This is a genomic window from Sphingopyxis sp., assembly GCF_035686825.1.
GTDB lineage: Bacteria > Pseudomonadota > Alphaproteobacteria > Sphingomonadales > Sphingomonadaceae > Sphingopyxis.
The window spans coordinates 652,363-677,973 of the sequence record NZ_DASRYZ010000006.1 but is presented as its reverse complement, the minus strand read 5'-3'; the positions used below and the strand labels follow the sequence as shown (position 1 = coordinate 677,973).

The following is a 25,611-nucleotide window of genomic DNA, read 5'->3' as shown; positions in this document are numbered from 1 at the left end:
ATGAAACTGGGTCGCCTCAATCATATCGGCGTCGCGACGCCGTCGATCGCCGACAGTATCGTCTTTTACCGCGACGTGATGGGAGCGACGCAGATTCACGAGCCGTTCGACCTGCCCGAGCAGGGGGTGAAGGTGTGTTTCGTCGATACGCCCGGAGCCGATGGCGCGCTGAACGGCACACAGATCGAGCTGATCGAACCATTGCCGGGTAATGCGTCGATAGCCGGCTTCCTGCAAAAGAACCCCGCAGGAGGCCAGCATCATATGTGCTACGAAGTCCCCGACATCCACGCAGCCAAGGCCGAGTTCGAGGCGATGGGCAAGCGCGTGCTCGGCGAACCGCGCATCGGTGCGCACGGGACGCTGATTTTTTTCCTGCACCCCAAGGATATGGGCGGGGTGCTGACCGAGATTATGGAGATGCCGAAAGCGGCGCACTGACCCGTGTTCCCCGGCGAAAGCCGGGGCCCACGCCTTCTGGACCCCGGCTTGCGCCGGGGCGCACATGAACGAGACTGCATATGACCGACAAGCCGACCATCGACCAATGGGTCGCCGCCGCCGACAAGGAAGTGAAGGGCAAGGACCTCACCTGGGCGACCCCCGAGGGGATCGACGTCAAACCGCTCTACACGGCCGAGGACGTGACCGCTGACCCCGGCCTGCCCGGTTTCGCGCCGTTCACGCGCGGCGTGCGCGCGTCGATGTATGCGGGGCGGCCGTGGACGATCCGGCAGTACGCTGGCTTTTCGACCGCCGAGGAATCGAACGCCTTCTATCGCCGCAACCTCGCGGCGGGGCAGAAGGGCCTGTCGGTCGCCTTCGATCTCGCGACGCACCGCGGTTATGACAGCGATCATCCGCGCGTCGTCGGCGACGTCGGCAAGGCGGGGGTCGCGATCGACAGCGTCGAGGATATGAAGATCCTGTTCGACGGCATTCCGCTCGACCAGATGTCAGTTTCGATGACGATGAACGGCGCGGTGATCCCGATCCTCGCCTTCTTCATCGTCGCGGGCGAGGAGCAGGGGGTCGAACGCAAGCTGCTCGACGGGACCATCCAGAACGACATCCTCAAGGAGTTCATGGTCCGCAACACCTATATCTATCCGCCCGAGCCGAGCATGCGGATCATTTCCGACATTTTCGGCTATACCAGCCGCGAGATGCCGAAGTTCAACAGCATCTCGATCTCCGGCTATCATATGCAGGAAGCCGGCGCGACGCAGGTGCAGGAGCTGGCCTTCACCATCGCCGACGGCGCCGAATATGTGCGCTACGGCGTCGCGAGCGGCCTCGACATCGACAAGTTCGCGGGGCGCCTATCCTTCTTCTTCGCGATCGGCATGAACTTCTTCATGGAGATCGCGAAGCTGCGCGCCGCGCGTGTGCTCTGGCACCGCGTGATGACCAACCTCGGCGCCAAGGACGAGCGGTCGAAGATGTTGCGCACCCATTGCCAGACGTCGGGCGTCTCGCTCACCGAGCAGGACCCCTATAACAATGTGATGCGCACGACGATCGAGGCGATGGCGGCGATGCTCGGCGGGACGCAGTCGCTGCACACCAACGCGCTCGACGAGGCGATCGCGCTGCCGACGGACTTCTCCGCCCGCATCGCGCGCAACACCCAGATCGTCATCCAGGAAGAGACCGGGATGACCAAGGTCGTCGACCCGCTCGGCGGCTCCTATTATGTCGAGGCGCTGACGCAGGAGCTGGTCGACAAGGCGTGGGAGATCATCGAGCGCGTCGAGAAGGAGGGCGGCATGGCGAAGGCCGTCGCCGCGGGCTGGCCCAAGGCGATGATCGAGACCGCCGCCGCGGCGCGGCAGGCGCGCGTCGACCGCGGTGACGATGTCATCGTCGGGGTGAACAAATATCGCCTGAAGGACGAGGACCTGCTCGAAACGCTCGAGGTCGACAACACCAAGGTGCGCGAGGCGCAGGTCGCGCGGATCAACAAGACCAAGGCGAGCCGCGACGAAGCCGCTTGCCAGGCCGCGCTCGACGCGCTGCGCAAGGCCGCCGCCGCGCCGCAGTCGATCGAGACCAATTTGCTTGCCCATGCGGTCGACGCCGCGCGCGCCCGCGCGACGCTTGGCGAAATCAGCTCGGCGATGGAAGAAAGCTTCGAGCGCTACGGCACGCAGCCGACCCCGGTGAAAGGTGTCTACGCCGCGCCTTACGAGGGCGACGACCGCTGGCAGCAGGTGCTCGACGGCGTCGCGGCGGTCGAACGCCGGATGGGGCGTAAGCCGAAGCTGCTCGTCGCCAAGATGGGGCAGGACGGCCACGACCGCGGCGCCAACGTCATCGCGTCGGCGTTCGGCGACATGGGCTTCGACGTCGTCTCGGGCCCGTTGTTCCAGACGCCTGAGGAAACCGTGGTACTCGCGCTCGACAGCGGCGTCGACGTCGTTGGCGCGTCCAGCCTCGCCGCAGGGCACAAGACGCTGATCCCCGAACTGATCGGCAAGCTGAAAGAGGCGGGCCGCGGCGACATCAAAGTAATCGCAGGCGGCGTCATCCCGCCGCAGGATTATCAGTATCTGCGCGATGCCGGGGTGCAGGGCATCTATGGTCCGGGCAGCAACGTCGTCGAATGCGCCGCCGACGTCCTGCGCCTGCTCGGCCACAATATGCCGCCGCTGGAGGATGCCGCGTGATCCGCGCGCTGGGTCTGATGCTGGCGGGGCTGGCGGCGAGCCAGACGGCGGCGGCGGAGGCCGGCGGCCGTGAAAGCGCGTTTCGCCCGGATATCGCTGTTGAGCATGTCTATCGTCAGCAGCTCGACGACGTCTATTTCACCGACTGGTTCGCCCGGCTTGAAAACTCCAAGGGGCCATGGCGCGACGTCTATTTCGAGACGAGCGACAAGTTCGTGAACAAGGGGATCATCCGCCTCAATTGCGACGATCCCGAGGCCGATATCGATCTCACCCTCTACAGCGTCGGCGATTATGGCAGCGACGCCGATCGCCGCGAGGTCTCGGTGCCCTATGCCGATCGCCGTGCCTGGGCCGATGGCGGCTATGAACCGCTTGCGGGCGAGACACCGCCGTTCGAATTCTATGGCGCCGCGCTGACGCGCTTCTGCAAATAACGAAAAGGGTCGACGAACATGAACCTCTCTCCCAACGCCGAACAGGATGACCTGCCGCGTACCGACTGGACGCGCGAAGAAATCGCCGAGCTGTTCGACCTGCCGTTCGACGAACTGATGTGGGAGGCGCAGGGCGTCCATCGCCGCCATCATGCACGCGGCGAGGTGCAGCTTTGCACCTTGCTCAGCATCAAGACCGGCGGGTGCGTCGAGGATTGCGGCTATTGCTCGCAGAGCAAATCGGCGGATTCCGGGCTCAAGGCCACCAAACTGATGGACGTGCGCGCGGTGCTGCAGGCGGCCGCCCAGGCGAAGGATTCGGGCTCGAAGCGCTTCTGCATGGGCGCCGCCTGGCGCAACCCCAAGGACCGCGACATGCCCGCGATCGTCGAGATGATCGAGGGCGTGCGCCAGATGGGCATGGAAACCTGCATGACGCTGGGCATGCTGACGAAGGAACAGGCGCAGACGCTCGCGGTCGCGGGGCTCGACTATTACAACCATAATATCGACACTTCCCCTGAGAATTACGAGAATATCATCTCGACCCGCACCTTTCAGGACCGGCTCGACACGCTCGATGAAGTCCGCAACGCCGGGATCAACGTCTGTTCGGGCGGGATCGTCGGGCTGGGCGAGACGCGCGCCGACCGCGTCGGCTTCATCCACGCGCTCGCGACGCTTGAACGCCATCCCGAAAGCGTGCCGGTCAACGCGCTTGTGCCGGTGAAGGGCACCGTGCTCGGCGACATGCTCGCCGACACGCCGCTCGCGAAGATCGACGATATCGAATTCGTCCGCACGATCGCGGTCGCGCGCATCACGATGCCGAAGTCGATGGTGCGCCTGTCGGCAGGACGCGAGAGCATGTCGGAGGCGACGCAGGCGCTCTGCTTCATGGCGGGCGCGAACAGCATCTTCACCGGCGACAAGCTGCTCACCACCGGCAACCGCGGCGACAATGCCGACGCCGCCTTGTTTGCCAAGTTGGGGCTGCGGCCGATGGAGAGCGAAGAGCCGATGCGGCGGGATGCTGAGTTGGAGGCCGCGGAATGATATTGGCAACGCTCATGGCGCTGGCTGCGGCTGCGCAGGAACCCGAGGTCGATTGCGACAACGCAATGGCGCAATTCGAACTCAACGCTTGCGCCTACCAGGAATATGAACGCGCCGATGCGGCGATGAACGCCCAGTGGAAGCTGACTGCGGCGCGCATGAAGGAAATCGACGCCGATTTCGACCGCTCGCAGGACAATCGCCCCGGCTATTTCGACACGCTCCTCGCCGCGCAGCGCGCCTGGCTGACCTATCGCGACAAGCATTGCGCCGGCGAGGGCTACACGATGCGCGGCGGTTCGGCCGAGCCGATGATGATCAGCGGATGCATGTCGCAGCTCACCGAGGCGCGCATCAAACAACTCAAAGATTTGATCGAGGAATATTGAGAGAGATGTTCAAGAAAATCCTGATCGCCAACCGCGGCGAAATCGCCTGCCGCGTCATCAAGACCGCGCGCCGCATGGGCATCGCGACCGTCGCCGTCTATTCGGACGCCGATGCGCGCGCGCCCTTCGTGCAGATGGCGGATGAAGCCGTGCATATCGGCCCGTCGCCCGCGTCCGAATCCTATCTGATCGCCGACAAGATCATCGCCGCTTGCAAGGCAACGGGCGCCGAAGCGGTGCATCCGGGCTATGGCTTCCTGTCCGAACGCACCAGCTTCGCCGAGGCGCTGGCGAAGGAAAATATCGCCTTCATCGGCCCGCCGGTGAACGCGATCGCCGCGATGGGCGACAAGATCGAGTCGAAGAAGCTCGCGAAGGAAGCGGGTGTCAACGTCGTCCCCGGCTTCGTCGGCGAGATCCGCGACACCGAACATGCGGTCGAGATTTCGAACGAGATCGGCTATCCGGTGATGATGAAGGCCAGCGCCGGCGGCGGCGGCAAGGGCATGCGCCTCGCCTATGACGAGAAGGACGTCCGCGAAGGCTTCGAGGCGACCAAGCGCGAGGGGCTCAACAGCTTTGGCGACGACCGTGTCTTCATCGAGAAGTTCATCCTCAATCCGCGCCACATCGAGATCCAGATCCTCGGCGACCAGCACGGCAACACGCTCTACCTCAACGAGCGCGAGTGCAGCATCCAGCGCCGCCACCAGAAGGTGGTCGAGGAAGCGCCGTCGCCCTTCGTCTCGCCCGAAATGCGCAAGGCGATGGGTGAGCAATGCGTCGCGCTGTCGAAGGCCGTCGGATATTACAGCGCGGGCACGGTCGAGCTGATCGTCTCGGGCGCCGACCCGACGGGCGAAAGCTTCTACTTCCTCGAAATGAACACGCGCCTGCAGGTCGAGCATCCGGTGACCGAGGCGATCACCGGCATCGACCTGGTCGAGCAGATGATCCGCGTCGCCGCGGGCGAGAAGCTCGAGATGACGCAGGACGACGTCAAGATCGACGGCTGGGCGATCGAGAACCGCGTCTATGCCGAAGATCCCTATCGCGGTTTCCTGCCCTCGACCGGGCGTCTCGTGCGCTATCGCACCCCCGTTCCGGCGTGGGAAGGCGACGAGCGCGGGGTCGATGGCGTGCGCGTCGATGCGGGGGTCGAGGAGGGCGGCGAGGTGTCGATCTTCTACGATCCGATGATCGCCAAGCTGGTGACGTGGGGCGAGACGCGCGACGAAGCCGCCGATCTGCAGATTGCGGCGCTCGACCGCTTCGAGCTCGAAGGGCTCGGCCACAATATCGATTTTGTTTCGGCGATTATGCAGCATCCGCGCTTCCGCTCGGGCGAGCTGACGACGGGGTTCATTGCCGAGGAATATCCCGAGGGCTTCCACGGCGCGGATGCAGGGGCGGACGTTGTGCGCGCGCTCGCCGCGATCGCTGGCTTCATGGCGAGCGCCGAGGCCGACCGCGCGCGGCGCACCGACGGCCAGCTCGGCGACCGGCTCGAACCGCCCGCCAAATGGCAGGTGTCGATCGACGGCGCCGCGCACAAGGTCAAGGTGGGCGAGAAGCATATCAAGGTCGAGGGCGACCGGATCGACATCGCGCTCGAATATACCCCGGGCGACCGGCTGGTGATCGCCGAGATCGACGAGACCGAACTCGCGGTGAAGGTCGCGAAGACACGCACGGGCTGGAAGATGACGACGCGCGGGCGCATCCACGATGTGCGCGTGCTGCCCTGGCATATCGCCTCGCTCGCGGGCCACATGATCGAGAAGGTCCCGCCCGATCTTTCCAAATTCCTCATCTGCCCGATGCCCGGCCTGCTCGTCGCGCTGCACGTCGGCGAAGGCGACAAGGTCGAGGCAGGCCAGCCGCTCGCGACGGTCGAGGCGATGAAAATGGAAAACATCCTCCGCGCCGAAAAGACGGGCGTCGTGAAGACGGTCAACGCGGCGCAGGGCGACAGCCTCGCGGTCGACGCGGTGATCCTGGAAATGGAGTAATTCAAAGCCCGTTCGTGCTGAGCTTGTCGAGGCACCGCTCTTCCCTCTACGGCGTTGAAAGGAAGAACGGCCCTTCGACAGGCTCAGGGCAAACGGAGTTTGTTGGAATGCACATGCACCACGAATCTGATGCGGGCGCTGCCAATCCGATCACCTTTGACGATTTCCTCCGCGTCGATATCCGCATCGGCACGATCGTCGAGGCCGAGCCGTTTCCCGAAGCGCGCAAACCCGCGTTTAAGCTGAAAATCGACTTTGGCCCCGCTATCGGTGTGAAGAAAAGCAGCGCGCAGATCGTCGACCGCTATCCGCTCGAAGACCTCGCGGGGCGGCAGGTCGCCGCGGTCGTCAACTTCCCGCCGCGCCAGATCGGCAAGTTCATGTCCGAAGTGCTGACGCTCGGTTTCGCCGACGCGGAAGGCGCGGTGATCCTCTTCGCGCCCGATAAAGAAGTGCCGAACGGCTCGCGCCTCTTCTGACTTTCCTGCACCGCGCTTGCCGGTTAGGCTGCGCGCGACACAGGGGAGAGGGACGATGACTTTACCGGTTACCGCTTTTGTCGCGGCCGTTTGCGCGCTGCTTTTACTCGTCACCGCAATCGACACCGTCCGCCAGCGCTTGCGCCTCAAGGCCGCGTTCGGCGATCATGGCGACGCCAAGCTGATCAGCGCCAGCCGCGCGCACGGCAATCTCGCCGAATATGCGCCGATCACGATCATCCTGCTCGGGCTGCTGGAAACTGTACGCGCGAACCATATGGCGCTGATGATCATCGGCGCGATCTTCCTGATCGGCCGCGTCGGACACATCATCGGCCTTTACACGCCATCGGAGCCGGGCCAGGCGCCGCTCGGGCGTCAGGTCGGCGTAGCGGCGACCTTCGCTACGCTGCTCGCGCTCAGCCTTTGGACGCTCTGGATCCTCCTGACGCGGAACGTCTAGCCCACCAGCGCCACCGCCCTGATCCAACCTGCGCTCGCACGCTCGATCTTCACTGGAAAGCAGCTGAAGGTGAAACCCGTAGCCGGGACCGCGGCAAGGTTGGTGAGCTTTTCGATCTGGTAATAGGGCCGGATGCGCCCTGCCTTGTGCCCCTCCCAGATGATCGATGGGTCGCGCGTTTCGGCCCAGCGTTTCGCGGTGTGGCTAAACGGCGCGTCCCAGCTCCACGCGTCGGTGCCGACCACCTGCACGCCGCGCTCCGTCAGGTGCAGTGTCGCCTCGGCGCCCATGCCGCAGCCCTGATCGGTGAAATTGTCGGTGCCATAGATCGCACCCGACTGGACAAGCACGATGTCGAGCGGTTGGAGATCGTGGCCGATCCGCGCCAGTTCGGCCTCGACCTCGGCGCCACTCACGACATGGCCGTGCGGGCGATCCGAAAAGTCGAGTTTCACCCCGGGACGAAAGAAGAGGTCGAGCGGCGCCTCGTCGATCGACGGGGCGGGCGAGGCGCCGCTGTCGGTGGTCGAATGATAGTGCCAGGGCGCGTCCATATGCGTGCCGTTGTGCGTGCTGAGCGACAGCATCTCGACCGCCCAGCCTTCGCCATCGGGCAGGTCCTCGCGGGTCAGCCCGGGGAAGAACATCGCGATCTGCTCCCACGTGTTCTCATGCGTCATATAGGTGATGTTGGGACGCATCACCGGCGGGTCGGACACGACGTCGTTGGTGATCGGGATCGATAGGTCGATGAACTGCATGGCGTCCAGTCTGCCACCGGAATGACGCTACGCCAAGAAGGCTTGCGCACCGTCCGGCGCCCGCTAGAGATGGCGCAAAGCCCCGGCAACGGAAATGGGGCAGGGGAGAGACTATGACCGACGCAGCCGCCGTCGCCGACCATGGCGCGGACTATCAGCCGACCGCGAAAGATATCCGCATGGTCATTGCCGCATCGTCGGCGGGCACGGTGTTCGAATGGTATGATTTCTTCATCTACGGCACGCTTGCGGCGATCATCGGCAAGGCTTTTTTCCCCAGCGATAACGCGACTCTCGAAATATTGCTCGTCTGGGCGGGGTTCGCGGTCGGTTTCGGTTTCCGCCCGTTGGGCGCGGTGCTGTTCGGCTTTCTCGGCGACCGGCTGGGGCGCAAATATACCTTCCTCGTCACCGTCACGCTGATGGGTATCGCGACCGCGGGGGTCGGCATGATCCCGTCGGCGACGACGATCGGCATCGCGGCGCCGATCATCGTCATCCTGCTCCGCGTGCTGCAGGGCCTTGCGCTCGGCGGCGAATATGGCGGCGCGGCGATCTATGTCGCCGAACATTCACCGCCCGGAAAGCGCGGCTTCTACACCAGCTTCATCCAGGCGAGCGTCGTCGGCGGTTTCGTGCTGAGCCTCATCGTCGTGCTCGGCTGCAAGGCGCTGATGCCCGACGCGATGTGGGAAAACTGGGGCTGGCGCGTTCCCTTCCTGCTGTCGCTGATCCTGCTCGCCATCTCGCTTTGGATGCGGCTCAAGCTGTCCGAAAGCCCGGTGTTTCAGGCGATGAAGAAGGAGGGCGAGCTTGCCAAAAACCCGCTCAAGGAAAGCTTCACCTATCCCGGTAACCCGCGCCGCATCTTCATCGCGCTGTTCGGCATCGCCGCGGGCCTGACCGTGATCTGGTATACCGCGATGTTCTCCGGCCTCTCGTTCCTCAAAGGGCCGATGAAGGTCGATGACACCGCCGCCGAGATCATCGTCGGCTTTGCCGCCGCGCTCGGCATGGGCTTTTTCATCTGGGCCGGGAAACTCTCCGACCGGATCGGCCGCAAGAAGCCGATCGTCTGGGGTTATGCCGCGACGCTGGTGCTGCTCTTCCCGCTCTTCTGGTGGATGGGCAGCGTCGGCAATCCCGCGCTTTCGGCCGCCGCCGAGCGCGCGCCCGTGACCGTGACGGGTTCGCAATGCAGCTTCGACCCGTTCGCGCAGCAGCAGGCGACCGCGTGCAGCCGCACGCTCGGCGAGCTCACCAAGCTCGGCGTGCCTTATGCGATCGTTCAGACCGGCAGCGGCTTCGACAGCGTCAAGATCCGCATCGGAAACCGCGAGGTCGCGAGCGAGGATCCCGAACTGCTCCGGCCCGCACTCGAAGCGACGGGCTATGATTTCGCGAAGCAGGTGCCGAACGCGGGCGGCATCGCCGTCATATTCCTCGCGCTGCTCGGGCTGAGTGCGCTCTCGGGCTTCACCTATGGCCCGGTCGCGGCGCTGCTGTCGGAGATGTTCCCGCCGCACGTCCGCTATTCGTCGCTGTCGATCCCCTATCATCTCGGAACCGGCTATTTCGGCGGTTTTCTACCGCTGATCGCGAGCTTCATCGTCGCGAAAACCGGCAACGCCTATGCGGGGCTCTGGTACACCTGGGGCGTCGTGCTCGTCGCCTTCCTCGTCACGGCCTTCATGCTGAAGGATCCGGTCGAGGGGCAATGGGACAAGCCCGCGGTTTGATCGCCCCCATTGGCGGAGCCTGCCAAGCCGTATAGGGGCGGGGAATGATCGCCATACCGTCGCCGCTCCGCTTACGTCTTTCATCCGAAGCCCTCGTCGCCAACTGGCGCTGGCTCGCGGCCCAAAGCGCCGGCGCGGCGTGCGGCGCGGCGATCAAGGCCGGTGGCTATGGTCTCGGCGCCCGCGCGGTGATGCGGTACCTTGCCGCCGCGGGATGCCGCGACTTTTTCGTCGCGACCTGGGCCGAGGCCGCCGCGCTGATGCCGTTGCCGGAGGGGGTATCGCTGTCGGTCCTCCACGGCGTCGGCGCGAGCGACGTGATCGCCGCGCGTACGCTCCCGGTGCGCCCGGTACTCGGCAGCCTCGAACAGATCGTTCGCTGGCGCGAGGCGGGCGAGGGGCGTCCGTGCGACGTCATGATCGATACCGGGATGAACCGCCTCGGGCTTCGCGTCGACGAGGCGACCGGCGGCGCGCTCGACGGCCTGACCATCGAAACGCTGCACAGCCATCTCGCTTCGGCCGATGAGGACAGCGAACAAAATGTGCGCCAGTTGGCGGCGTTCAGCGCGGTCCGGCAGGCGATTCCCGCGCGGCGCTATAGCCTCGCGAACAGCGCCGGCGTCTGCCTTGGCGCCGACTATGCGTTCGATCTGACGCGCCCCGGGATCGCGCTCTATGGCGGCACGCCGCGCGGCGAAGCCGCGGGACATATCCGGCAAGTGGCGTTCCCCGAGGCGCGCGTGTTGCAGGTGCGGGAGGTGTGCCAGGGCGAAACGGTCGGCTATGGCGCAACCTGGACCGCAGGGCGCGACAGCCGGATCGCGGTGGCCAATATGGGTTATGCCGACGGTTATCTACGTTGCCATGCCGGATCGGGCGCCTTTGCGAGGTGGCAAACGCATATGCTGCCGCTGGTGGGCCGCGTATCGATGGACCTGATCGCCTTCGACGTCAGCGATGTCCGCGCGATCGACGAAGGCGACTGGCTGGCCCTCGACTATGATCTGCCATCGACTTCGGTGCGCTGCGGTCTTTCGCAATATGAGCTGCTGACAGGACTAGGTGCGCGGTTCGAACGCGATTGGCTATGACGGCGCGATCGGCTCCTTGAACAGGACAAAAGAAAAGGGCCCCGAACTTGCGTTCGGGGCCCAAATTCTTTTCCGATCGGTGAAGATCAGAACTGGAACGACGCGTTCGCGAAGAACGTGCGGCCGCGATAGTCGTAACCCGAATACAGCGGCGCGTTGCCGATGGTCGTGTAACCGACTGCCGAGATACGCGGCGGCTGGGTGTCGAACAGGTTCTGAACACCGACCGTCAGCTCATACTTCTCTGCAATGTTGAACTGCACCGAAGCCGAGTGGAGGAAGTAGTTCGCCGCTTCGAGATAATAATTATCACGATACAGCTGAACCAGTTCCGGATCCGACACGCCGGTGAGTTCGTCATAGGCGAAGAACTCGTACGTCCGGTCGCGATCGCCATCGATCCAGTCAAGACCATAACGCAGCGTGACGTTGTCGAACCGGTAGGTGGCATCGAAGCTGCCGACCCAGTCCGGGTTCACCACCGTGCCGTTCATGTCGGTCAGGAACTCTTCGGGGAAGAGGCGGCTCGACTGCTCGGTATATTTGGTGACGTTGGCGTTCAGCGTGAAACGACCGCCGAAGAGGTCACGCGCATAACGACCGTTGAACTCGAAGCCCTTGCGGATGTCTTCCGACAAGTTGACGAAGCTGCTCGTCACGGTCAGCGCGTTGTTCGCGTCGCGTTCGACAAAGCGGCAGAAGCCGGCGTTGGGGTCGAAATTGGCGTCCCCATAGCAGCGGTTCAGGATCGTCCCGGCATCGAGATCGGCAACGCCGTTGCTGACCTTGATGTCGAAATAATCGAGCGACAGCGAGAGCTGACCGACCGATTCGGGCAGAACCGGACGGATGACCACGCCGACCGACCAGTTCTTCGAGGTTTCGGCCTCCAGTCCCGCATCGGCGCCGCCGACCCGGAAGGTCGTGATGCCGCTGGTCTGCTGGAAGTTGGCAGGCAGACCGATCGAGGCGCAGTTCGCCGCAACGATCTGCTCGTTCGGGCTCTGATCGGCCGGAGGCGGCAGATCATCGCACGGATCGAGCGTGCTGCCCAGGAAGCCGCTGGTCGCACCCAGGAACTGCTCGGCGAGAGCCGGGGCGCGATAAGAGGTGCCATAGCTCGCGCGCAGACCGAAACCACGGATCGGTTCCCATTCGCCTGCGATCTTGAACGTCGTGTCCGAGCCATAGGACTTATAGTCCGTATAGCGAGCCGAAGCCGTCAGGTTGAGGCGATAGAAGCCGGGCGTGTCGGCAAGGATCGGGACGAAGATTTCGCCATAGATTTCCTTGACGTTATCCTTGCCCACCGTCGGCGTCGCGGCGGTGAGACCGAGCAGATTGCCGTTCAGCGAGTTTACGTCGGGCTGATCGTTGATGCTTTGCCGACGATATTCGGCGCCCAGCGCAAGCTGAACGTCGCCACCCGGCATCGCGAACAGCGGACCGTCGACGTTGAACGCAAAGGTCGTTTCGCGGAACTGCGTCTTGCCGATCGTGTTGACTAGGATCCAGTCCTTCCAATCCTGCGGCAAACGACCACCGATCACGTCGGCCGAAAGCGCCGGCGCGGCGACGCAGTTCGGATTCGTCGCAAGGCTGGCGCAGCTGAAGGTGCCGTCGCCGTTATCCACCACATCGAGCGACTGGGCCATGCGATCGATCAGGAACGATTCGATCTCATAGGTGCCATCATTCCACGATTTGCCGACATAGGCGTCATAGCGCCACTGCGGCAGGAAGAAGTCGCCACGAATGCCGCCCGACACGCGGGCATAATCGACCTGCTGGCGCGAATCGGTGAGCCCGAAGCCGATGAACCCGCGGGCCGCAACGAGCCTGCCGCCCGAGGTTTCGTTCGGGTTGAGGAATGCACCATCGCGCAGTTCGACGGGGAGCAGGGGACTACCCTGAACATAGTCGAGCGAAAGCTGGCGATAGAGCGGCGAAGCCGACTTGCGGCGAGTAACGAGCGCCTCGCCATAGATTTCGGCGCTGCCGAGAATGTCGGTGCTATAGGTGCCCGACAGATAGCCGGTGTAGATTTCCGCCTCGGTGATCAGCGGCTCTTCTTCCTGGATCGGGTCGAAGGTGTCGCGGTCATAGGTGCCGACGCCCAGATAGCCCGGGAACGGGCCGGTGGTCTGGCCAGGAGCCGGGACGAAGCGGTTGAAGTTGCCGACCGTACCGCTGGTGCGCCCAATCGCCGCACGCGTCGGAAGGCCGAGCGTGTTGATCGTCACGCCGCCGTTGTCGAGCGTGAAGCAGGACGTGCCGTCGAAGCCGACGCCATCGCCCGAGCCGAATTCGGTGCCTTCGCCGGTCAGGAAGCCCCCGATCGGGCAGTCGAGCCACGGCACGTCGTTCCGCGCCAGCTTGTTGCGCTTGCGATATTCGACCGAGCCGATGATGTTGAGGCGATCGCTCTCGAAACCGAACGAGGCGGCGACGCGCTTGTCGATGCCCGCGCCGACTTCCGGCACGTTGATCTGGCCTTCGATGTGCAGGCCGCGAAGCTTGTTGTCGGTGATGATGTTGACGACGCCGGCAACGGCGTCCGAACCGTAGATCGACGAAGCGCCGGCCTTCAGCACTTCGATGCTGCTGACAATCGCAGTCGGCAGGACGTTGAGGTCGGCCGCGAGAACCGAACCGCGCGTGCCGCCGGGTGCGAGGCGGCGGCCGTTCAGCAGGACGAGCGTACGGCTGGGGCCGAGGTTGCGCAGACCCAGCGTGTTGGCGCCGGTGCCGCCATCGGTGACGAAGCCGCCATAGAAGTTGTTGATCTGGCCCGCACCCTGGGTGACGGCATTGCTCTGCAGCGCGTCGGCGGCGCTGTTAAAGCCCGCCTGGGTGATTTCTTCGGCGGTGACCACGGTGATCGGTTCGGCGACCGAAAACTCGTCGCGGCGAATGCGCGAGCCGGTGACGACGATGGCTTGCGTGTCAGTGCTGCTGGTGGCCTCATCCGCCGGAGCGGCTTCCGCCGCGGCAGCATCTTGGGCGAACGCAGGCTGGCTCACGGATATCGCTACCGCAAAGGCGGTAGCACCCAAAAGCAGGTGCGACTTCTTCATCAATGTAACTCCCCGGTTAGCCCGTTCGAAAATCGGAAAATGAACGGATTACCCGCAGAAAGACGCAAAAAAACCGCGAGCACAAGTCCCGCGTGGCATTTTTATGTCACGCCTCGCCGATGGCGCTCGGCCTGTGTCATTTGCGCAACAGTAAAGTCGGTGATTGGGGAACGCATATGGATAATATGCTTGTCTTTGAAAGACATGAATTGCCCGAAGTTCGGCATCGTTCGAATGACAATGTCGTGAACAACGTTTCTTGTGTAACTAAATTGCAAAAGAGTCCTTTTTAGCCCGCGCCGTCGCACCTGCGACAGTCCGAGTGATTTTGCCGGACAGGATGCAGGCGCGCGCCATCCTTTCTGTCGCGATCGAGCCGGGGAGGCCTACTCGCGATTCGCCTGCCGACACCCGCTGCGGAGCATTTGGGCCTGCGATTGTTGCGATGCATCATAATTTGATGCTAATGCGGCAGCCTGTCCGGTGCGGCGCGGTCGCCAGGTTCCGGTCATGCAGGGAGCGCGGGTGAAAATGGCGAAGTCCAAGGGGACAGCGGAAGACGACGTCGTCACGATCAAGAAATACGCCAACCGGCGGCTCTATGACACCGAACGCAGCTGCTATATCACATTGGACGATCTGGGCACGATGGTCCGCGATGGCCGCGATTTTCGCGTCGTCGATGCAAAAAGCGGCGAGGACATCACGCACAATGTGCTCACGCAGATCATCATGGACGAGGAAACGCGCGGCGAAACGCTGCTGCCGGTCAATTTCCTGCGCCATCTGATCGGCATGTACGGCGACAAGATGCAGTCGATGGTTCCGCAATATCTCGAAGCCTCGATGACGGCGTTTCGCAAGAACCAGCAGGATGTGCGTTCGGCGTTCGAAGGCGCGCTCGGCGCGAACCCGCTCGCCGAACTCACCCGCCGCAACATGGAAATGTTCCAGCAGGCAGCGGGGGCTTTTATGCCAGGCGCCGCGGACAGCAAGGCGAAAGATGCCGAGATCGCCGCGCTGAAGGCCGAAATCGCCGAGCTGAAGGCCGAGCTCGCCAAGAAATAACCGGGGCCGCTCTGCCGGCTCCCAAGCACAGAAAACAGGACAGATGATCAAGCATGCGCTCAGCGTAACCCGTCAGGCCGACTTCGCCGCCTGGTATCAGGACGTCATCGCCGAGGCCGACCTCGCCGAGGAATCGGGAGTGCGCGGCTGCATGGTCATCAAGCCGTGGGGCTATGGCATCTGGGAACGTATCCAGACGGTGATGGACGCCGCGATCAAGGACGCTGGCGTCCAGAACGCCTATTTCCCGCTCTTCATTCCCTTGAGTTTCTTTGAGAAGGAAGCCGACCATGTCGATGGTTTCGCAAAGGAAATGGCGGTCGTCACCCATCACCGGCTGATCGCCGACGGCAAAGGCAAGCTCGTCCCCGATCCGGAAGCGAAGCTCGAAGAGCCGCTGATCGTTCGACCGACTTCGGAGACCGTCATCGGCAGCGCGATGAGCCGCTGGGTGCAGAGCTGGCGCGACCTGCCGCTGAAGGTCAACCAATGGGCCAACGTCGTGCGCTGGGAGATGCGCACGCGCATGTTCCTACGCACGAGCGAATTCCTCTGGCAGGAGGGGCACACCGCGCATGCCGACAAGGACGACGCGATGGCCGAAACGCTGCGCGCGCTCGAAATGTACCGCGCCTTTGCCGAGGACGTGCTCGCTATGCCTGTCATCGCGGGCGAGAAGCCCGAGAATGAGCGTTTCCCCGGCGCCGTCGCGACCTATTCGATCGAGGCGATGATGCAGGACGGCAAGGCGCTGCAGGCCGGCACCTCGCACTATCTCGGCACCGGCTTCGCCGAAGCCGCGAACATCCGTTATCAGGACAAGGACGGCGGACACAGCCTCTGCCACACGACGAGCTGGGGCACGTCGACGCGCATGATCGGCGGCGTGATCATGACGCATGGCGACGACGATGGGCTGCGCTGTCCGCCGCGCATCGCGCCGCACCAGATCGTCATCGTGCCGATGCTCCGCGACAATGACGAGGATACCGCGATCCTCGACTATTGCCGCGACCTCGAAACGCAGCTGAAGGCACTCGACGCGTTCCGCGAACCCGTGCGCGTGCTGCTCGACACCGGAGGAAACAAGGCGCAGACCAAGCGCTGGGGCTGGGTCAAGAAGGGCGCGCCGCTCATCGTCGAGGTCGGCCCGCGCGACGTCGCCGGCGGCAATGTCGCGGTGATCCGCCGCGACCGGCTCTACAAGGACGACGGCAAGCTCAACTCGGCGTTCGTCGCCAAAGGCGATTTCGTCGCCGAGGCGGTCGCGACGCTCGAGGATATCCAGTCGAGCCTTCACGGCGAGGCGCGCGAGCGGCTCCACGCCAATATCCGCCGCGACGTTACCGATCTGAAGGCGCATTTCGCCGGCGACGACAAGTTCGTCGGCTGGGCCGAGGTGCAATGGTCGCGTCCGAGCGGCGCTAAGCTCGACAAGATCGTCGAGCAGCTCAAGGCGCTCAAGCTGACGATGCGCAACACGCCGCTCGACGCCGCGCCAGCGGACGGCGTCTGCTTCTTCACCGGTGAACCGGCGGTTGAGCGCGTGCTGATCGGGCGGACTTACTGATCGGCGACCTTGCGCTAGGGGGTGCGGCGTTCTAGCCTTCGCATCGAGGGGCTCGAAGGAGACTGTCGATGCGCTACCCCCTGTTGATCGCGGCAACGACGCTGGCCTTGGCCGCGCTTCCCGCCGCGGCCCATCATGGCTGGTCGTCCTATGACGAGACCAAGCCGGTCACCCTGACCGCGTCTTTCACCGAATTGTCGTGGGGAAACCCGCATGGCAGCGCCAAAATGCGCTGGAAGGGCAAGCTCTGGGACGTCATCCTGGCCCCGGTCGGCCGCATGGAAGCGCGCGGGCTGACGCGCGCCGAGGTCGAGCCCGGCAAACGCTTTCGCCTGACCGGCTATCTCCGGCGCGACGGCGCCACCGAAATGCGTGTCGAGCGCGTGATGATCGGCAAGAAGACGGTCGAACTGCGCTGAGGGGGGGCGCGTGGAGCCCGTTCTGACCGCCGCCGCCGCGTGGCTCGATGCGGTCGGCGTCGGACCCTGGTCGCGCGGATCGGCACTCGTCTATCCCGTCGCCAATACGCTGCATCTATTGGGCCTCGTCATGCTGGTCGGCGGCATCGGCGTCGTCGACTTGCGGTTCATCGGCCTGTGGCGGGGCCTGCCGATGGCGGAACTGTCGCGCGCGCTGACGCCCGTCGCCATCGGCGGGCTGGCCCTGATGGTGGCCAGCGGCACGGTCCTGTTCGCCGCCGACGGCGCGGCGCTAGCCCGATCGGCCATTTTCGAACGAAAATTGATCATCATCGCAGCGGCGCTGGCGAACGCCGTCGCCTTTCGGTGGATATGGCGCGCGCGCATCGCGGGCTGGACGGACGGAGCGCCGCGCCCGGCGCAGGCGATGGCCGCCGCGTCGCTGCTCCTTTGGCTCGCGGCGGGCGCCTCGGGGCGCTGGATCGCTTACGGCTGATGATGACGAGCGCGTGCTATCGCTTGGTAAAGCCCGCCGGCGCGCTTATAGCTTTCGGCCAATGAAAAAACGTTCGAATAGTTCGCCCGGCTTGCCCAGCAGCCAACAGATTCTCGACTTCATTACGGCGTCCGATCAGCCCGTCGGAAAGCGGGAGATCGCGAAGCATTTCGCGCTCCACGGCAATGACAAGATCGCGCTGAAGGCGCTGCTCAAGGATATGACCGACGAGGGGCTCGTCGATCTGGCGCCGGGCCGTGCCTTTCACAAACATGGCGGCCTGCCACGCGTGACCGTGCTGCGCGTCGCGGCGATCGAGGGCAGCAACGTCTGGGCGGTGCCCGACCGCTGGGAAGGCGCCGGTCCCGCGCCGCGCCTCCGCGTGATGGAGCAGGGACGCAAAGGCGCGCTCGGCGTCGGTGACCGCATCCTTGCCCGCACCGAGGAACGCGGCAGCGGCCATGTCGCGCACCCGATGAAACGGCTGCAGGCGAGCGCCGAGATGGTGATCGGCGTGCTCGTCGAGGATGTGGGGCCGGGCGGCAAGCCGATGACCTGGCTCCGTCCCGCCGACAAGCGCGCGCGCTTCGACTTCGCGGTCGCCGACAAGGGCGATGCCAAGATCGGCGATCTGGTGCGCGCCGAACTGACGGGACGCGGGCCCGCGACCAAGGCGAAGGTCATCGACCGCATCGGCGATCCCTTCGCGCCCAAATCGCTGAGCATGATCGCGATCGCGCGACACGAAATTCCGCATGTCTTCGACGGCGAAACGCTCGCCGAGGCGGAGAAGGCGGCGAAACTTCCGCTCACCCCCGACGGCCGCGAGGATCTACGCGACCTGCCGATCGTCGCCATCGACCCCATCGATGCCCGCGACCATGACGATGCCGTCTGGGCGGTCCCCGACGAAGACCCCGGCAACAAGGGCGGTTTCCGCGCGATCGTCGCGATCGCCGACGTCAGCTATTATGTGCGCCCCGACGGCGCGCTCGACCGCGAGGCGCGGCGGCGCGGCAACAGCGTCTATTTCCCCGATCAGGTCGTGCCGATGCTCCCCGAAACCCTCTCGGCGGGCGTCTGTTCGCTGAAGGCGGGCGAAGATCGGGCCGCGATGGCGTGCCATCTCGTGATCGACAGGCATGGCAAGGTGACGTCATGGCGCTTCACGCGCGCGCTCGTGCGGCTGCGCGCGAACATCGCCTATGAACATGCGCAGACGGCCTATGACGCCGATACGCCGCGCGAGGAATGGGACGCCGACGTGCTCCCGACGCTCAAAAATCTGTGGGCGTGCTGGGCGCTCCTCGCGAAGGCTCGCGCCGCCCGCGCGCCGCTCGACCTCGACCTGCCCGAGCGGCAGGTGATCCTCGACGAGCAGGGCGGCATTGCGGAGATCCGCGTCCGCGACCGGCTCGATTCGATGCGGCTGATCGAGGATTATATGATCGCGGCGAACGTCGCGGCGGCAAAGGCGCTCGAGGCGAAGAAGTCGCCGGTGATGTACCGCATCCACGAACCGCCGAGCCGCGAGAAGCTCGTGAGCCTCAAGGACTATCTCGAAACCTTCGAACAGAGCTTCGCGCTGGGGCAGGTCATCACGCCGGCGGTGTTCAACCGTCTGATCGACGGGTTTTCGGAAGACGACCGGCTGCCCGAGATCATGCAGGCGATCCTGCGGAGCCAGACGCAGGCCTATTACGGACCCGCCAACGCGGGCCATTTCGGCCTCGCGCTCGGTTCCTACGCGCACTTCACTTCGCCGATCCGCCGCTACGCCGACCTGATCGTCCACCGCGCGCTCGTCGACGGCTACCGCCTCGAAGTGCCCGGCAAGCCCAAGGATCTGCCGGCGCGCACCGGGCTGGGCGAGGCCGACGCCAAAGGATTGTCGCGCATCGGCGAGACGATCAGCGCGCTCGAACGCCGCGCGATGGAGGCCGAGCGCGAGACCGTCGATCGCTATGTTGCGGCTTACCTCGCGACCAAGACCGGCGAAATCCTCGTCGCGCGCATCACCGGGGTCCAACCCTTCGGCTTTTTCGCGACCGTCGACGGGCTCGGCGGCGACGGGCTCGTGCCGGTCTCGACCCTGGGCAGCGAACGCTTCTTCTACGACGAGGCGGCGCGAACGCTCGACAGCGAGCATGGACGGGTAAGCTATACCGTCGGACAGCGGATCGAACTGCGGCTGATGGATGCCAATCCGATCAGCGGCGCACTCCGCTTCGAGCTGCCCGACGCGCCCGAAGGCGGTTTCCGTAACCGCCCGCCGCGACGCGACGGCCTGAAGAGAACCGGCAAGGACAAGGCGGGAAAGCATATGGTCGGCAAGCGCGGCCGCCCCGCCAATATCAAGCATAAGGGGCGGAAGCGGTAATAGTCTCTCTCGACATCCCCGCGAAGGCGGGGACGTCGATGTTATCGTCCGGCTAGTGCTTCCGGATTTGCGTTCGCTAGACGATGACGACCGGCTGCCTACGGGGCCGTTTGCTTACCTAGAGCGATGCCTGTCATATTGCCCACCGCTGGATCTTTAATGTTGAAAACAGCCGTATATTCTTGGGCAGCGTTGCCGTAAAAACGACCGGCCAGGCTCCCGGTACCTAAATTCCATGCTCCGGTGAAGGCAGCGGTGAAAGCGTCGATCGACCCGGCGAAATCATACCGGCCAAGCGTGGTCAGACCTCCGTCGGGCGCAACGCGGGTAGGGAACAGGCTCGCCGTCAGTTCCCCCGTTCCGAAGTTCGCTGTAAGATCGGATCGGCCGGTGAGCGAGGCAATAAGTTTCGAACCGTCGTCGATATCGCCGAAAAGGCGTCCGGCATAGGTGGCGCTGCCGCTCCGCGGCAATTGATCGGGCGGAGTGAAGCTGCCGAAGCCGATATATTCGAGGCCGTCGCTGCCGCTATCGCCATCGCGATGCGTGAAAACGCGCATGAAACTGGCATATGTCAATTCGATGTCATCGGCATCGCCGTCGAACACGCCAACCGAATAATCTATCATCGTACCGGCGACCTCCGCTGTCCCCGCATAGGCACGCAAGTCGCCCGCGTCCTTGTCCGCAGCGCGATTGGCGGAGCCGATTGCAAGCGTAAGTCCCGGATTCGGCCGACTGGGAACCGTATAGGTTCCGGTGTCGGCGTTGTAGAGGATCGTTTCCCCCAATGGCGGGTTCAAGAGCTCCGAGCGAGGCAGCGAGATGGTCGTTCGGACCGTCCGGAACCGCGTCACTCCTTTCAGATTGGCGAGTGTGTCGCCGGCTGCGGTCTCCGGCAGGCCATAGCCGGCAAAAGCGAGGCTATAATATAGCGAGCCCGAGGCACCATAGAGCGTCCCGCCGATATCCTCAGCAGCGGGACCGAAGAAAGATCCGGTCATGTCGCCCGTATAGGTGTCGGAAGCTCCCGCTTTTGCAGTGAAGGTGCCTGCAAAGCGATTTTCGTCGGCGATGATCGCACCGCTCGCGCTGACCTCCCCGAGACTCTCGGCACCGGAAATGCCATCGCCGAGGAAATTGAAGGACGAAGTCTGACCCGATATTTCAAGTTGCCCGGTTCCGAAATCGACCAGCGCCGTTCCGCGCCCTCCTATATCCAGCAGATTACCCGTGGCATTGGAGGAACGAGTGCCGCTGAAGGTCAGGTCATATGCGGCGTTCCCGGACTTGGGCACGGCGGACGCGACACTGGGATGGCCGAAGGCGAAATCGATCGACCGATAGCGATCGATGCCGGTGGTAACGTCGCGTTGCCGGGAAATGAGCTGGCCGAGTGCCACATAATCGGGGGTCGTGGTCCAGTCGGATCGCATGCCCCAATCGAGGTCCAGCTGCGTGATCTTGTTCCCATCAATTTTTTCATAACGAAGCAGGTTGGAGGATGGGGTCTTCGCATCGCCCGGTCCGAACACCAGCTGCTCTGAGCCGACATCGAGGGTGAAGCTGTCCGTGCTGGCGTCATACGACAGCTTGGCATCCGCCACCGCACCGCCGGACGCTGGTTGAGCCCGGCCGACATCATAATCGACGCTGGCGGTGTTGGCCGAAGACACAAATGTCGAATTGACCGTTGGTTTTCCGACTATTTTGGGTGGCGTCGGAGTGGGTGTGGGCGTCGGGGTAGGAGTAGGCGTAGGTGTCGGGGTAGGAGTGGGCGTCGGGGTGGGCGTCGGAGTAGGAGTAGGAGCAGGCGTCGGAGTAGGCGTGGGCGTCGGGGTAGGTGCCGGCGTCGGGGAGGGCGCAGGAGTCGGAACGGGTGTTGAACTGACGCCACCGCCGCCGCCGCCACCGCAGCCGGCCAGCATCAAGCTCAGCGCCGTCAACGAAACCATCGCCGCGAGCTTTTTAGAATGTACAGATCGCATGGAAAATCCCCCGTTAGAACGCCGATGTGACACCGAATTCGGCAGCGACGCGGCGATAGTCGTAAATTTCGATCGAAGAGCGGTTGCGCTCCCAATTGAGGCGCACCAGCGGCGCAAAGCCACCAAGACGCAAAGCCCGCAGCGTCACCGCGAGGCTGGCATTGTAACGATCCTCGACCCGGCGTTCCGGATAGAGAAACAGTCGAGCGTCAGCCTCGAGATGGCCGTACCCCAATGTGCCGATCACGGTGGCGCGCCCCAGCTCGCGGAACAAATAGATCGAGGCTCCTCCGCTAGCCAGCGAATAGCCCGGATCGCGCGCGGCCTCGCGGAACCCGTATATCTGCAGCCCACCGCCCGTTCGTGCGCTGAACGCCCGATCGAAGCTTGCTGACAGGGTGAAGTTATCCGCTGTCTGAAGCGGGTTACGTTTGTTGGTCTGATGCGCGATGCCTCCGTCGATCCGCACCTGGCTTCGCTTGCCCGTCGGGCGTCGCCAGCTCACGTTACCGCCGATCGTCCTGCTATAGGGCTTGCGCCCGTACCAGCGCCACGACGGCCCGAACGAAAAAGTGAGTTGGTTGCCGCCCCATACATATTGCGGGCCGGCCTGAATGCCGACGTTGACATCGTTGAAGTCGGCGGCGCGATAAAGCAGGGCGCTGCCGGAGGCCCGTACCAGAAGGTCCGCCCCGGGCTCGATGCCGAGGCGGATATAACCCTGCCCCTGGAGATCGAGACCGATCCCCGATTTCGCCTGCGCCGCCTCGTCGAGTATGAAGTCACCGATAACCGTGCCTAGCGTATCGGAGCGTGTGGCACGGTTGATATTGCTGTCGGGTGCCAGCGCCACCTTGATCGAACCGCCCAAGGGTTTGCGCGCATCGAGCGCGCGCGAATAGAAGCGCACAAGCTGTTCCACTTCCTGCGGCAGGCCGGCGGCCTCGGCAGCGCGCAACTCCCTTCGCGCCGCACCAAGGTCGCCGAGCACGGCCTGCATGCGCGCCAGCTCAAGTCGTACCCGGCCGACGTCGGGCTTGTCGTCGAGAATGCGGCGAAATTCTATCGCCGCATCCGAATAGCGCTTAAGGTCGTCGGCCAGCATCATGCCGAGGCGGAACCGCGCTTCGGTGCGCAGTTCGAGGTCGCGGTCCTTTGCAAGCGCCCGGTAGACGGTTTCTGCCGTTGCGAAATCGTGCCGCGCTCGTGCCTCGTCAGCCAGTTTGAAAAGCTGGGCAGCCGAAAGGGTGACGCTGGCCGGCTGCTCCACGGAGCCCCGTGCGACAAACTCTGCCTGGTTCGTTGCTTCGTGCGCGTAGCCGGTCGTGGCAAAGATCGCCGAGACCATAGCCGCTACGAATATCCGGATTTGAATCACTTAGCCCCCGCTTGAACCCGCTCCTATCTGTTAAGAAGAGTGCTTGTCCAGTAAAGACCATCGTGACTTGAATATTTCGGGCAACGAGCTGATAATAGTGACGCAAGGCGCCAAGCCGGACGATTAAAATGGCTCGCTCCAGCGAGTTGTAACATCGGCGTCCCCGCGAAGGCGGCGATAACGTTTTATTGTGATCCCGCCATGGCCTGCAACAGGGCCGCGCTCTCGGCATCGGCCGGGAAGAAGGCCTCGATCGCCAGTTCCGACAGCGTGATGTCGACCGGCGTACCGAAGATCGTCACCGTCGACACGAAGCGAATCTGCCCCATCGGCGTGTCGAGGATCAGCGGCACCGCGATGCCGTTCGCCGCGCTGCCCTCATGCGCGTCGGCGCCGGCGCCATAGCCCGCAAGCTCCTCGCGCAGCGCGATCAATCCCGCATCGGCGCTCGCATCGATCTGATGATCGAGCCGTTCGAGCAGATGCGCGCGCCATTCGCCGTGATTGACGATGTGCGGGGCGAGTCCCTTCGGGTGCATCGCGACGCGCAGCACATTGACCGGCGGCTCGAACAATTCGGGCGCCGCGAGCTGCATCAGCAACGCAACCGCGGCGTTCGCCGCGACCATGTTCCAGTGGCGATCGACCGCGAGCGCGGGGTAGGGCTCATGCCCTTTCAGCACATGCTCGACGATCGCCCGCATCCCCGCCATCTCGGCGCTGTCGAGCGGCCGCTCCTGATAGTCGGGGGCATAGCCCCCTGCGAGCAACAGCGCGTTGCGTGCGCGGTGCGGCACCTCGAGGCAATCGGCGAGCCGCTGTAGCATCGCCGCGCTCGGTTTCGAACGCCCCGTTTCGATGAAGCTCAGATGCCGCGTCGAAATCTCGCTGTCGAGCGCGAGGTCCATCTGGCTCATCCGGCGCCGGACGCGCCATTCGCGGAGCTGTTCGCCAAGGGCTGCGGGCTTCATCATCATTCTCCTTCGTAACGTCCGCTATACCCCCGGCTTCGGTTTTTCCATTACCTCTGGCGTAATCGACGTCATTCCGTTCGCGGTCCAATTGGGGCGGGTCGAAAGGAGAATCACTATGTCGATCCGCAACCTCAAGAATATCCTCATCGCCGACGCCGTGACCTGCACCGGCGTCTTCGCCATCGGCCTGCTCGCCGCGACGCCGGTCGGCGCGCTGCTCGGCCTGCCCGCCGATGTCGTCGCGATCGGTGGCTGGATCTGTCTCGCCGCCGCGCTGCTGATGGTCGTTGCCGCGCTGCAGAAGGTGCCGAACGCCGCGCTGGTCAAGCTGATCGCGGTCGGCAATCTCGGCTGGGTCGCCGCGAGCTTCGCGGTCGTCGCGAGTTTTGCCGCGGGAATGACCGGCATCGGCATCGCGGTGGTCGTCGCGCAGGCCTTTGGCGTGCTCGGTTTCGCGATCCTCGAATGGAAAGCGGTGGCGACGCCGCGCGTCGCGGCCGCCTAGGACCGACCGATATTCAGTTCCTGGAGAGTCGAAAATGGTGGTTTTCCGTGATCCGGAGCGCAGCGTGCTTCTTGCACGTGAGCACAGGAAGCGCGGAAGGCCGCCATTTGCAGGCCGCCAGGGGCTGAATAGCGACCCGGTCCTAACTCAGCGCGTCGAGCCGGGCGATATCAATCCCGCCCGGCACCAGCATCACCGGACAGGGGAGGGTTCCCGCATCCTGTCCGGTGAAATGCGTGACCAGCGGCCCGGGCGCTCCCGATGGCGCCGTCGCGAGGACCAGCGCGGCGATCTCGTCGCTTGCGCCGATCAATTCGCGCACGACCTCCACGGGCTTCCCCGACTTGATCAATATCTGCGGCGTCACGCCCGCTTCCTGCACCACCGCATCGGCAGCCGCGGCGGTCAGTTCCTCGGCATGCTCGCGCGCTTCGGCCTCGATCGTCGCCTGAACCCCGCCAAAGGCGACGAAATCATGCGGCGGAATGATCGCGAGCACGACGACGCCTCCGCCCGTTCGTGCCGCGCGCCGCGCCGCGAAGCGCAACGCCAGCGACGCCTCCGGGCTGTCATCGATCACCACCAGATATGTCCGCATCACCCCGACCCCTCGTGTTTTTGCTTGGCCCAAAGAGTGCGTCACATTCGTATGAAACG

At 64.2% G+C, this 25,611-nt stretch carries 22 protein-coding genes; 16 read left to right on the top strand and 6 right to left on the bottom strand.

Annotated elements, in window-relative coordinates; genetic code table 11:
- From mce to VFG17_RS16720, 8 genes are all read left to right on the top strand, one after another.
- Positions 1-441 carry a methylmalonyl-CoA epimerase gene (mce, locus tag VFG17_RS16755; RefSeq protein WP_325030496.1) on the top strand — a complete coding sequence of 147 codons (441 nt, stop codon included), beginning with the start codon at positions 1-3 and terminating at the stop codon, positions 439-441.
- A gap of 80 nt (positions 442-521) precedes the next feature.
- Positions 522-2,669 carry a methylmalonyl-CoA mutase gene (gene scpA / locus VFG17_RS16750; protein ID WP_325030495.1) on the top strand — a complete coding sequence of 716 codons (2,148 nt, stop codon included), beginning with the start codon at positions 522-524 and terminating at the stop codon, positions 2,667-2,669.
- The gene (locus tag VFG17_RS16745; protein WP_325030494.1) at positions 2,666-3,106 is read left to right on the top strand and encodes a hypothetical protein; all 441 of its coding nucleotides are present in this window, start codon (positions 2,666-2,668) and stop codon (positions 3,104-3,106) included. Before scpA ends, VFG17_RS16745 begins: the two co-directional genes overlap by 4 nt.
- Positions 3,107-3,124: 18 nt before the next feature.
- Positions 3,125-4,162 carry a biotin synthase BioB gene (gene bioB, locus VFG17_RS16740; RefSeq protein WP_325030493.1) on the top strand — a complete coding sequence of 346 codons (1,038 nt, stop codon included), beginning with the start codon at positions 3,125-3,127 and terminating at the stop codon, positions 4,160-4,162.
- A complete protein-coding gene (locus tag VFG17_RS16735; RefSeq protein WP_325030492.1) occupies positions 4,159-4,551 on the top strand; it encodes a lysozyme inhibitor LprI family protein in 393 nt (130 codons plus the stop codon). The genes bioB and VFG17_RS16735 overlap by 4 nt, the downstream gene beginning before the upstream one ends.
- 5 nt (positions 4,552-4,556) lie before the next feature.
- Positions 4,557-6,563 (top strand): acetyl/propionyl/methylcrotonyl-CoA carboxylase subunit alpha, encoded by a 2,007-nt coding sequence (locus VFG17_RS16730; RefSeq protein ID WP_325030491.1) that lies wholly within the window; start codon positions 4,557-4,559, stop codon positions 6,561-6,563.
- 107 nt (positions 6,564-6,670) lie between these two features.
- Complete coding sequence (locus VFG17_RS16725; RefSeq protein ID WP_325030490.1) at positions 6,671-7,042, top strand: tRNA-binding protein; 372 nt, start codon at positions 6,671-6,673, stop codon at positions 7,040-7,042.
- A gap of 55 nt (positions 7,043-7,097) precedes the next feature.
- On the top strand, positions 7,098-7,505 hold the full coding sequence (locus VFG17_RS16720; protein ID WP_325030489.1) for an MAPEG family protein: 408 nt from the start codon (positions 7,098-7,100) through the stop codon (positions 7,503-7,505).
- Here VFG17_RS16720 and VFG17_RS16715 read toward each other — a convergent pair.
- On the bottom strand, positions 7,502-8,266 hold the full coding sequence (locus VFG17_RS16715; protein WP_325030488.1) for a cyclase family protein: 765 nt from the start codon (positions 8,264-8,266) through the stop codon (positions 7,502-7,504). The two genes, VFG17_RS16720 and VFG17_RS16715, sit on opposite strands and share 4 nt — an antisense overlap.
- Before the next feature lie 113 nt (positions 8,267-8,379).
- Here VFG17_RS16715 and VFG17_RS16710 point away from each other — a divergent pair, with 113 nt between their 5' ends.
- Positions 8,380-10,005, top strand: coding sequence for an MFS transporter (locus VFG17_RS16710; RefSeq protein ID WP_325030487.1), 1,626 nt, complete (start codon positions 8,380-8,382; stop codon positions 10,003-10,005).
- 44 nt (positions 10,006-10,049) lie between these two features.
- Complete coding sequence (locus tag VFG17_RS16705; protein WP_325030486.1) at positions 10,050-11,099, top strand: alanine racemase; 1,050 nt, start codon at positions 10,050-10,052, stop codon at positions 11,097-11,099.
- An 86-nt stretch (positions 11,100-11,185) separates the two neighbouring features.
- Here the strand turns inward: VFG17_RS16705 and VFG17_RS16700 are convergent, their stop codons facing one another.
- Complete coding sequence (locus VFG17_RS16700) at positions 11,186-14,176, bottom strand: TonB-dependent receptor plug domain-containing protein (protein WP_325030485.1); 2,991 nt, start codon at positions 14,174-14,176, stop codon at positions 11,186-11,188.
- A gap of 531 nt (positions 14,177-14,707) precedes the next feature.
- Here VFG17_RS16700 and phaR point away from each other — a divergent pair.
- The 5 genes from phaR (at position 14,708) to VFG17_RS16675 (ending at position 20,109) form a co-directional block, all read left to right on the top strand.
- Positions 14,708-15,244, top strand: coding sequence for a polyhydroxyalkanoate synthesis repressor PhaR (gene phaR, locus VFG17_RS16695; RefSeq protein ID WP_325030484.1), 537 nt, complete (start codon positions 14,708-14,710; stop codon positions 15,242-15,244).
- A gap of 43 nt (positions 15,245-15,287) precedes the next feature.
- A complete protein-coding gene (gene proS, locus VFG17_RS16690; RefSeq protein ID WP_325030483.1) occupies positions 15,288-16,814 on the top strand; it encodes a proline--tRNA ligase in 1,527 nt (508 codons plus the stop codon).
- Positions 16,815-16,882: 68 nt separating this feature from the next.
- The gene (locus tag VFG17_RS16685; protein WP_325030482.1) at positions 16,883-17,233 is read left to right on the top strand and encodes a DUF6152 family protein; all 351 of its coding nucleotides are present in this window, start codon (positions 16,883-16,885) and stop codon (positions 17,231-17,233) included.
- Positions 17,234-17,243: 10 nt separating this feature from the next.
- On the top strand, positions 17,244-17,729 hold the full coding sequence (locus VFG17_RS16680) for a hypothetical protein (protein ID WP_325030481.1): 486 nt from the start codon (positions 17,244-17,246) through the stop codon (positions 17,727-17,729).
- Positions 17,730-17,790: 61 nt separating this feature from the next.
- Positions 17,791-20,109, top strand: coding sequence for a VacB/RNase II family 3'-5' exoribonuclease (locus VFG17_RS16675; protein WP_325030480.1), 2,319 nt, complete (start codon positions 17,791-17,793; stop codon positions 20,107-20,109).
- A 98-nt stretch (positions 20,110-20,207) separates the two neighbouring features.
- On the opposite strand, the gene VFG17_RS16670 is transcribed toward VFG17_RS16675, so the two are convergent.
- From VFG17_RS16670 to VFG17_RS16660, 3 genes are all read right to left on the bottom strand, one after another.
- On the bottom strand, positions 20,208-21,785 hold the full coding sequence (locus tag VFG17_RS16670) for a transferrin-binding protein-like solute binding protein (RefSeq protein WP_325030479.1): 1,578 nt from the start codon (positions 21,783-21,785) through the stop codon (positions 20,208-20,210).
- Between the two features lie 325 nt (positions 21,786-22,110).
- Positions 22,111-23,445: a surface lipoprotein assembly modifier gene (locus VFG17_RS16665; RefSeq protein WP_325030478.1), complete on the bottom strand. Its 1,335-nt coding sequence runs from the start codon at positions 23,443-23,445 to the stop codon at positions 22,111-22,113.
- A 215-nt stretch (positions 23,446-23,660) separates the two neighbouring features.
- Positions 23,661-24,446, bottom strand: coding sequence for a helix-turn-helix domain-containing protein (locus tag VFG17_RS16660; protein WP_325030477.1), 786 nt, complete (start codon positions 24,444-24,446; stop codon positions 23,661-23,663).
- 118 nt (positions 24,447-24,564) lie between these two features.
- On the opposite strand from VFG17_RS16660, the gene VFG17_RS16655 reads away from it, so the two are divergent.
- Entirely contained in the window at positions 24,565-24,954 is a 390-nt protein-coding gene (locus VFG17_RS16655; protein WP_325030476.1) for a hypothetical protein, read from the top strand.
- A 142-nt stretch (positions 24,955-25,096) separates the two neighbouring features.
- Here the strand turns inward: VFG17_RS16655 and VFG17_RS16650 are convergent, their stop codons facing one another.
- Complete coding sequence (locus VFG17_RS16650) at positions 25,097-25,552, bottom strand: universal stress protein (RefSeq protein ID WP_325030475.1); 456 nt, start codon at positions 25,550-25,552, stop codon at positions 25,097-25,099.
- Between the last annotated feature and the right edge of the window lie 59 nt (positions 25,553-25,611).

Bases quoted from the DNA above. Each gene is read 5' to 3' on its own strand.
- VFG17_RS16705 (WP_325030486.1), top strand. From the start codon at position 10,050: ATGATCGCCATACCGTCGCCGCTCCGCTTACGTCTTTCATCCGAAGCC.
- VFG17_RS16655 (WP_325030476.1), top strand. From the start codon at position 24,565: ATGTCGATCCGCAACCTCAAGAATATCCTCATCGCCGACGCCGTGACC.
- phaR (WP_325030484.1), top strand. From the start codon at position 14,708: ATGGCGAAGTCCAAGGGGACAGCGGAAGACGACGTCGTCACGATCAAG.
- VFG17_RS16715 (WP_325030488.1), bottom strand. From the start codon at position 8,266: ATGCAGTTCATCGACCTATCGATCCCGATCACCAACGACGTCGTGTCC.
- VFG17_RS16700 (WP_325030485.1), bottom strand. From the start codon at position 14,176: ATGAAGAAGTCGCACCTGCTTTTGGGTGCTACCGCCTTTGCGGTAGCG.
- VFG17_RS16710 (WP_325030487.1), top strand. From the start codon at position 8,380: ATGACCGACGCAGCCGCCGTCGCCGACCATGGCGCGGACTATCAGCCG.
- VFG17_RS16720 (WP_325030489.1), top strand. From the start codon at position 7,098: ATGACTTTACCGGTTACCGCTTTTGTCGCGGCCGTTTGCGCGCTGCTT.
- proS (WP_325030483.1), top strand. From the start codon at position 15,288: ATGATCAAGCATGCGCTCAGCGTAACCCGTCAGGCCGACTTCGCCGCC.
- VFG17_RS16730 (WP_325030491.1), top strand. From the start codon at position 4,557: ATGTTCAAGAAAATCCTGATCGCCAACCGCGGCGAAATCGCCTGCCGC.
- mce (WP_325030496.1), top strand. From the start codon at position 1: ATGAAACTGGGTCGCCTCAATCATATCGGCGTCGCGACGCCGTCGATC.
- scpA (WP_325030495.1), top strand. From the start codon at position 522: ATGACCGACAAGCCGACCATCGACCAATGGGTCGCCGCCGCCGACAAG.
- VFG17_RS16725 (WP_325030490.1), top strand. From the start codon at position 6,671: ATGCACATGCACCACGAATCTGATGCGGGCGCTGCCAATCCGATCACC.
- VFG17_RS16685 (WP_325030482.1), top strand. From the start codon at position 16,883: ATGCGCTACCCCCTGTTGATCGCGGCAACGACGCTGGCCTTGGCCGCG.
- bioB (WP_325030493.1), top strand. From the start codon at position 3,125: ATGAACCTCTCTCCCAACGCCGAACAGGATGACCTGCCGCGTACCGAC.
- VFG17_RS16675 (WP_325030480.1), top strand. From the start codon at position 17,791: ATGAAAAAACGTTCGAATAGTTCGCCCGGCTTGCCCAGCAGCCAACAG.
- VFG17_RS16735 (WP_325030492.1), top strand. From the start codon at position 4,159: ATGATATTGGCAACGCTCATGGCGCTGGCTGCGGCTGCGCAGGAACCC.
- VFG17_RS16650 (WP_325030475.1), bottom strand. From the start codon at position 25,552: ATGCGGACATATCTGGTGGTGATCGATGACAGCCCGGAGGCGTCGCTG.
- VFG17_RS16665 (WP_325030478.1), bottom strand. From the start codon at position 23,445: ATGGTCTCGGCGATCTTTGCCACGACCGGCTACGCGCACGAAGCAACG.
- VFG17_RS16660 (WP_325030477.1), bottom strand. From the start codon at position 24,446: ATGAAGCCCGCAGCCCTTGGCGAACAGCTCCGCGAATGGCGCGTCCGG.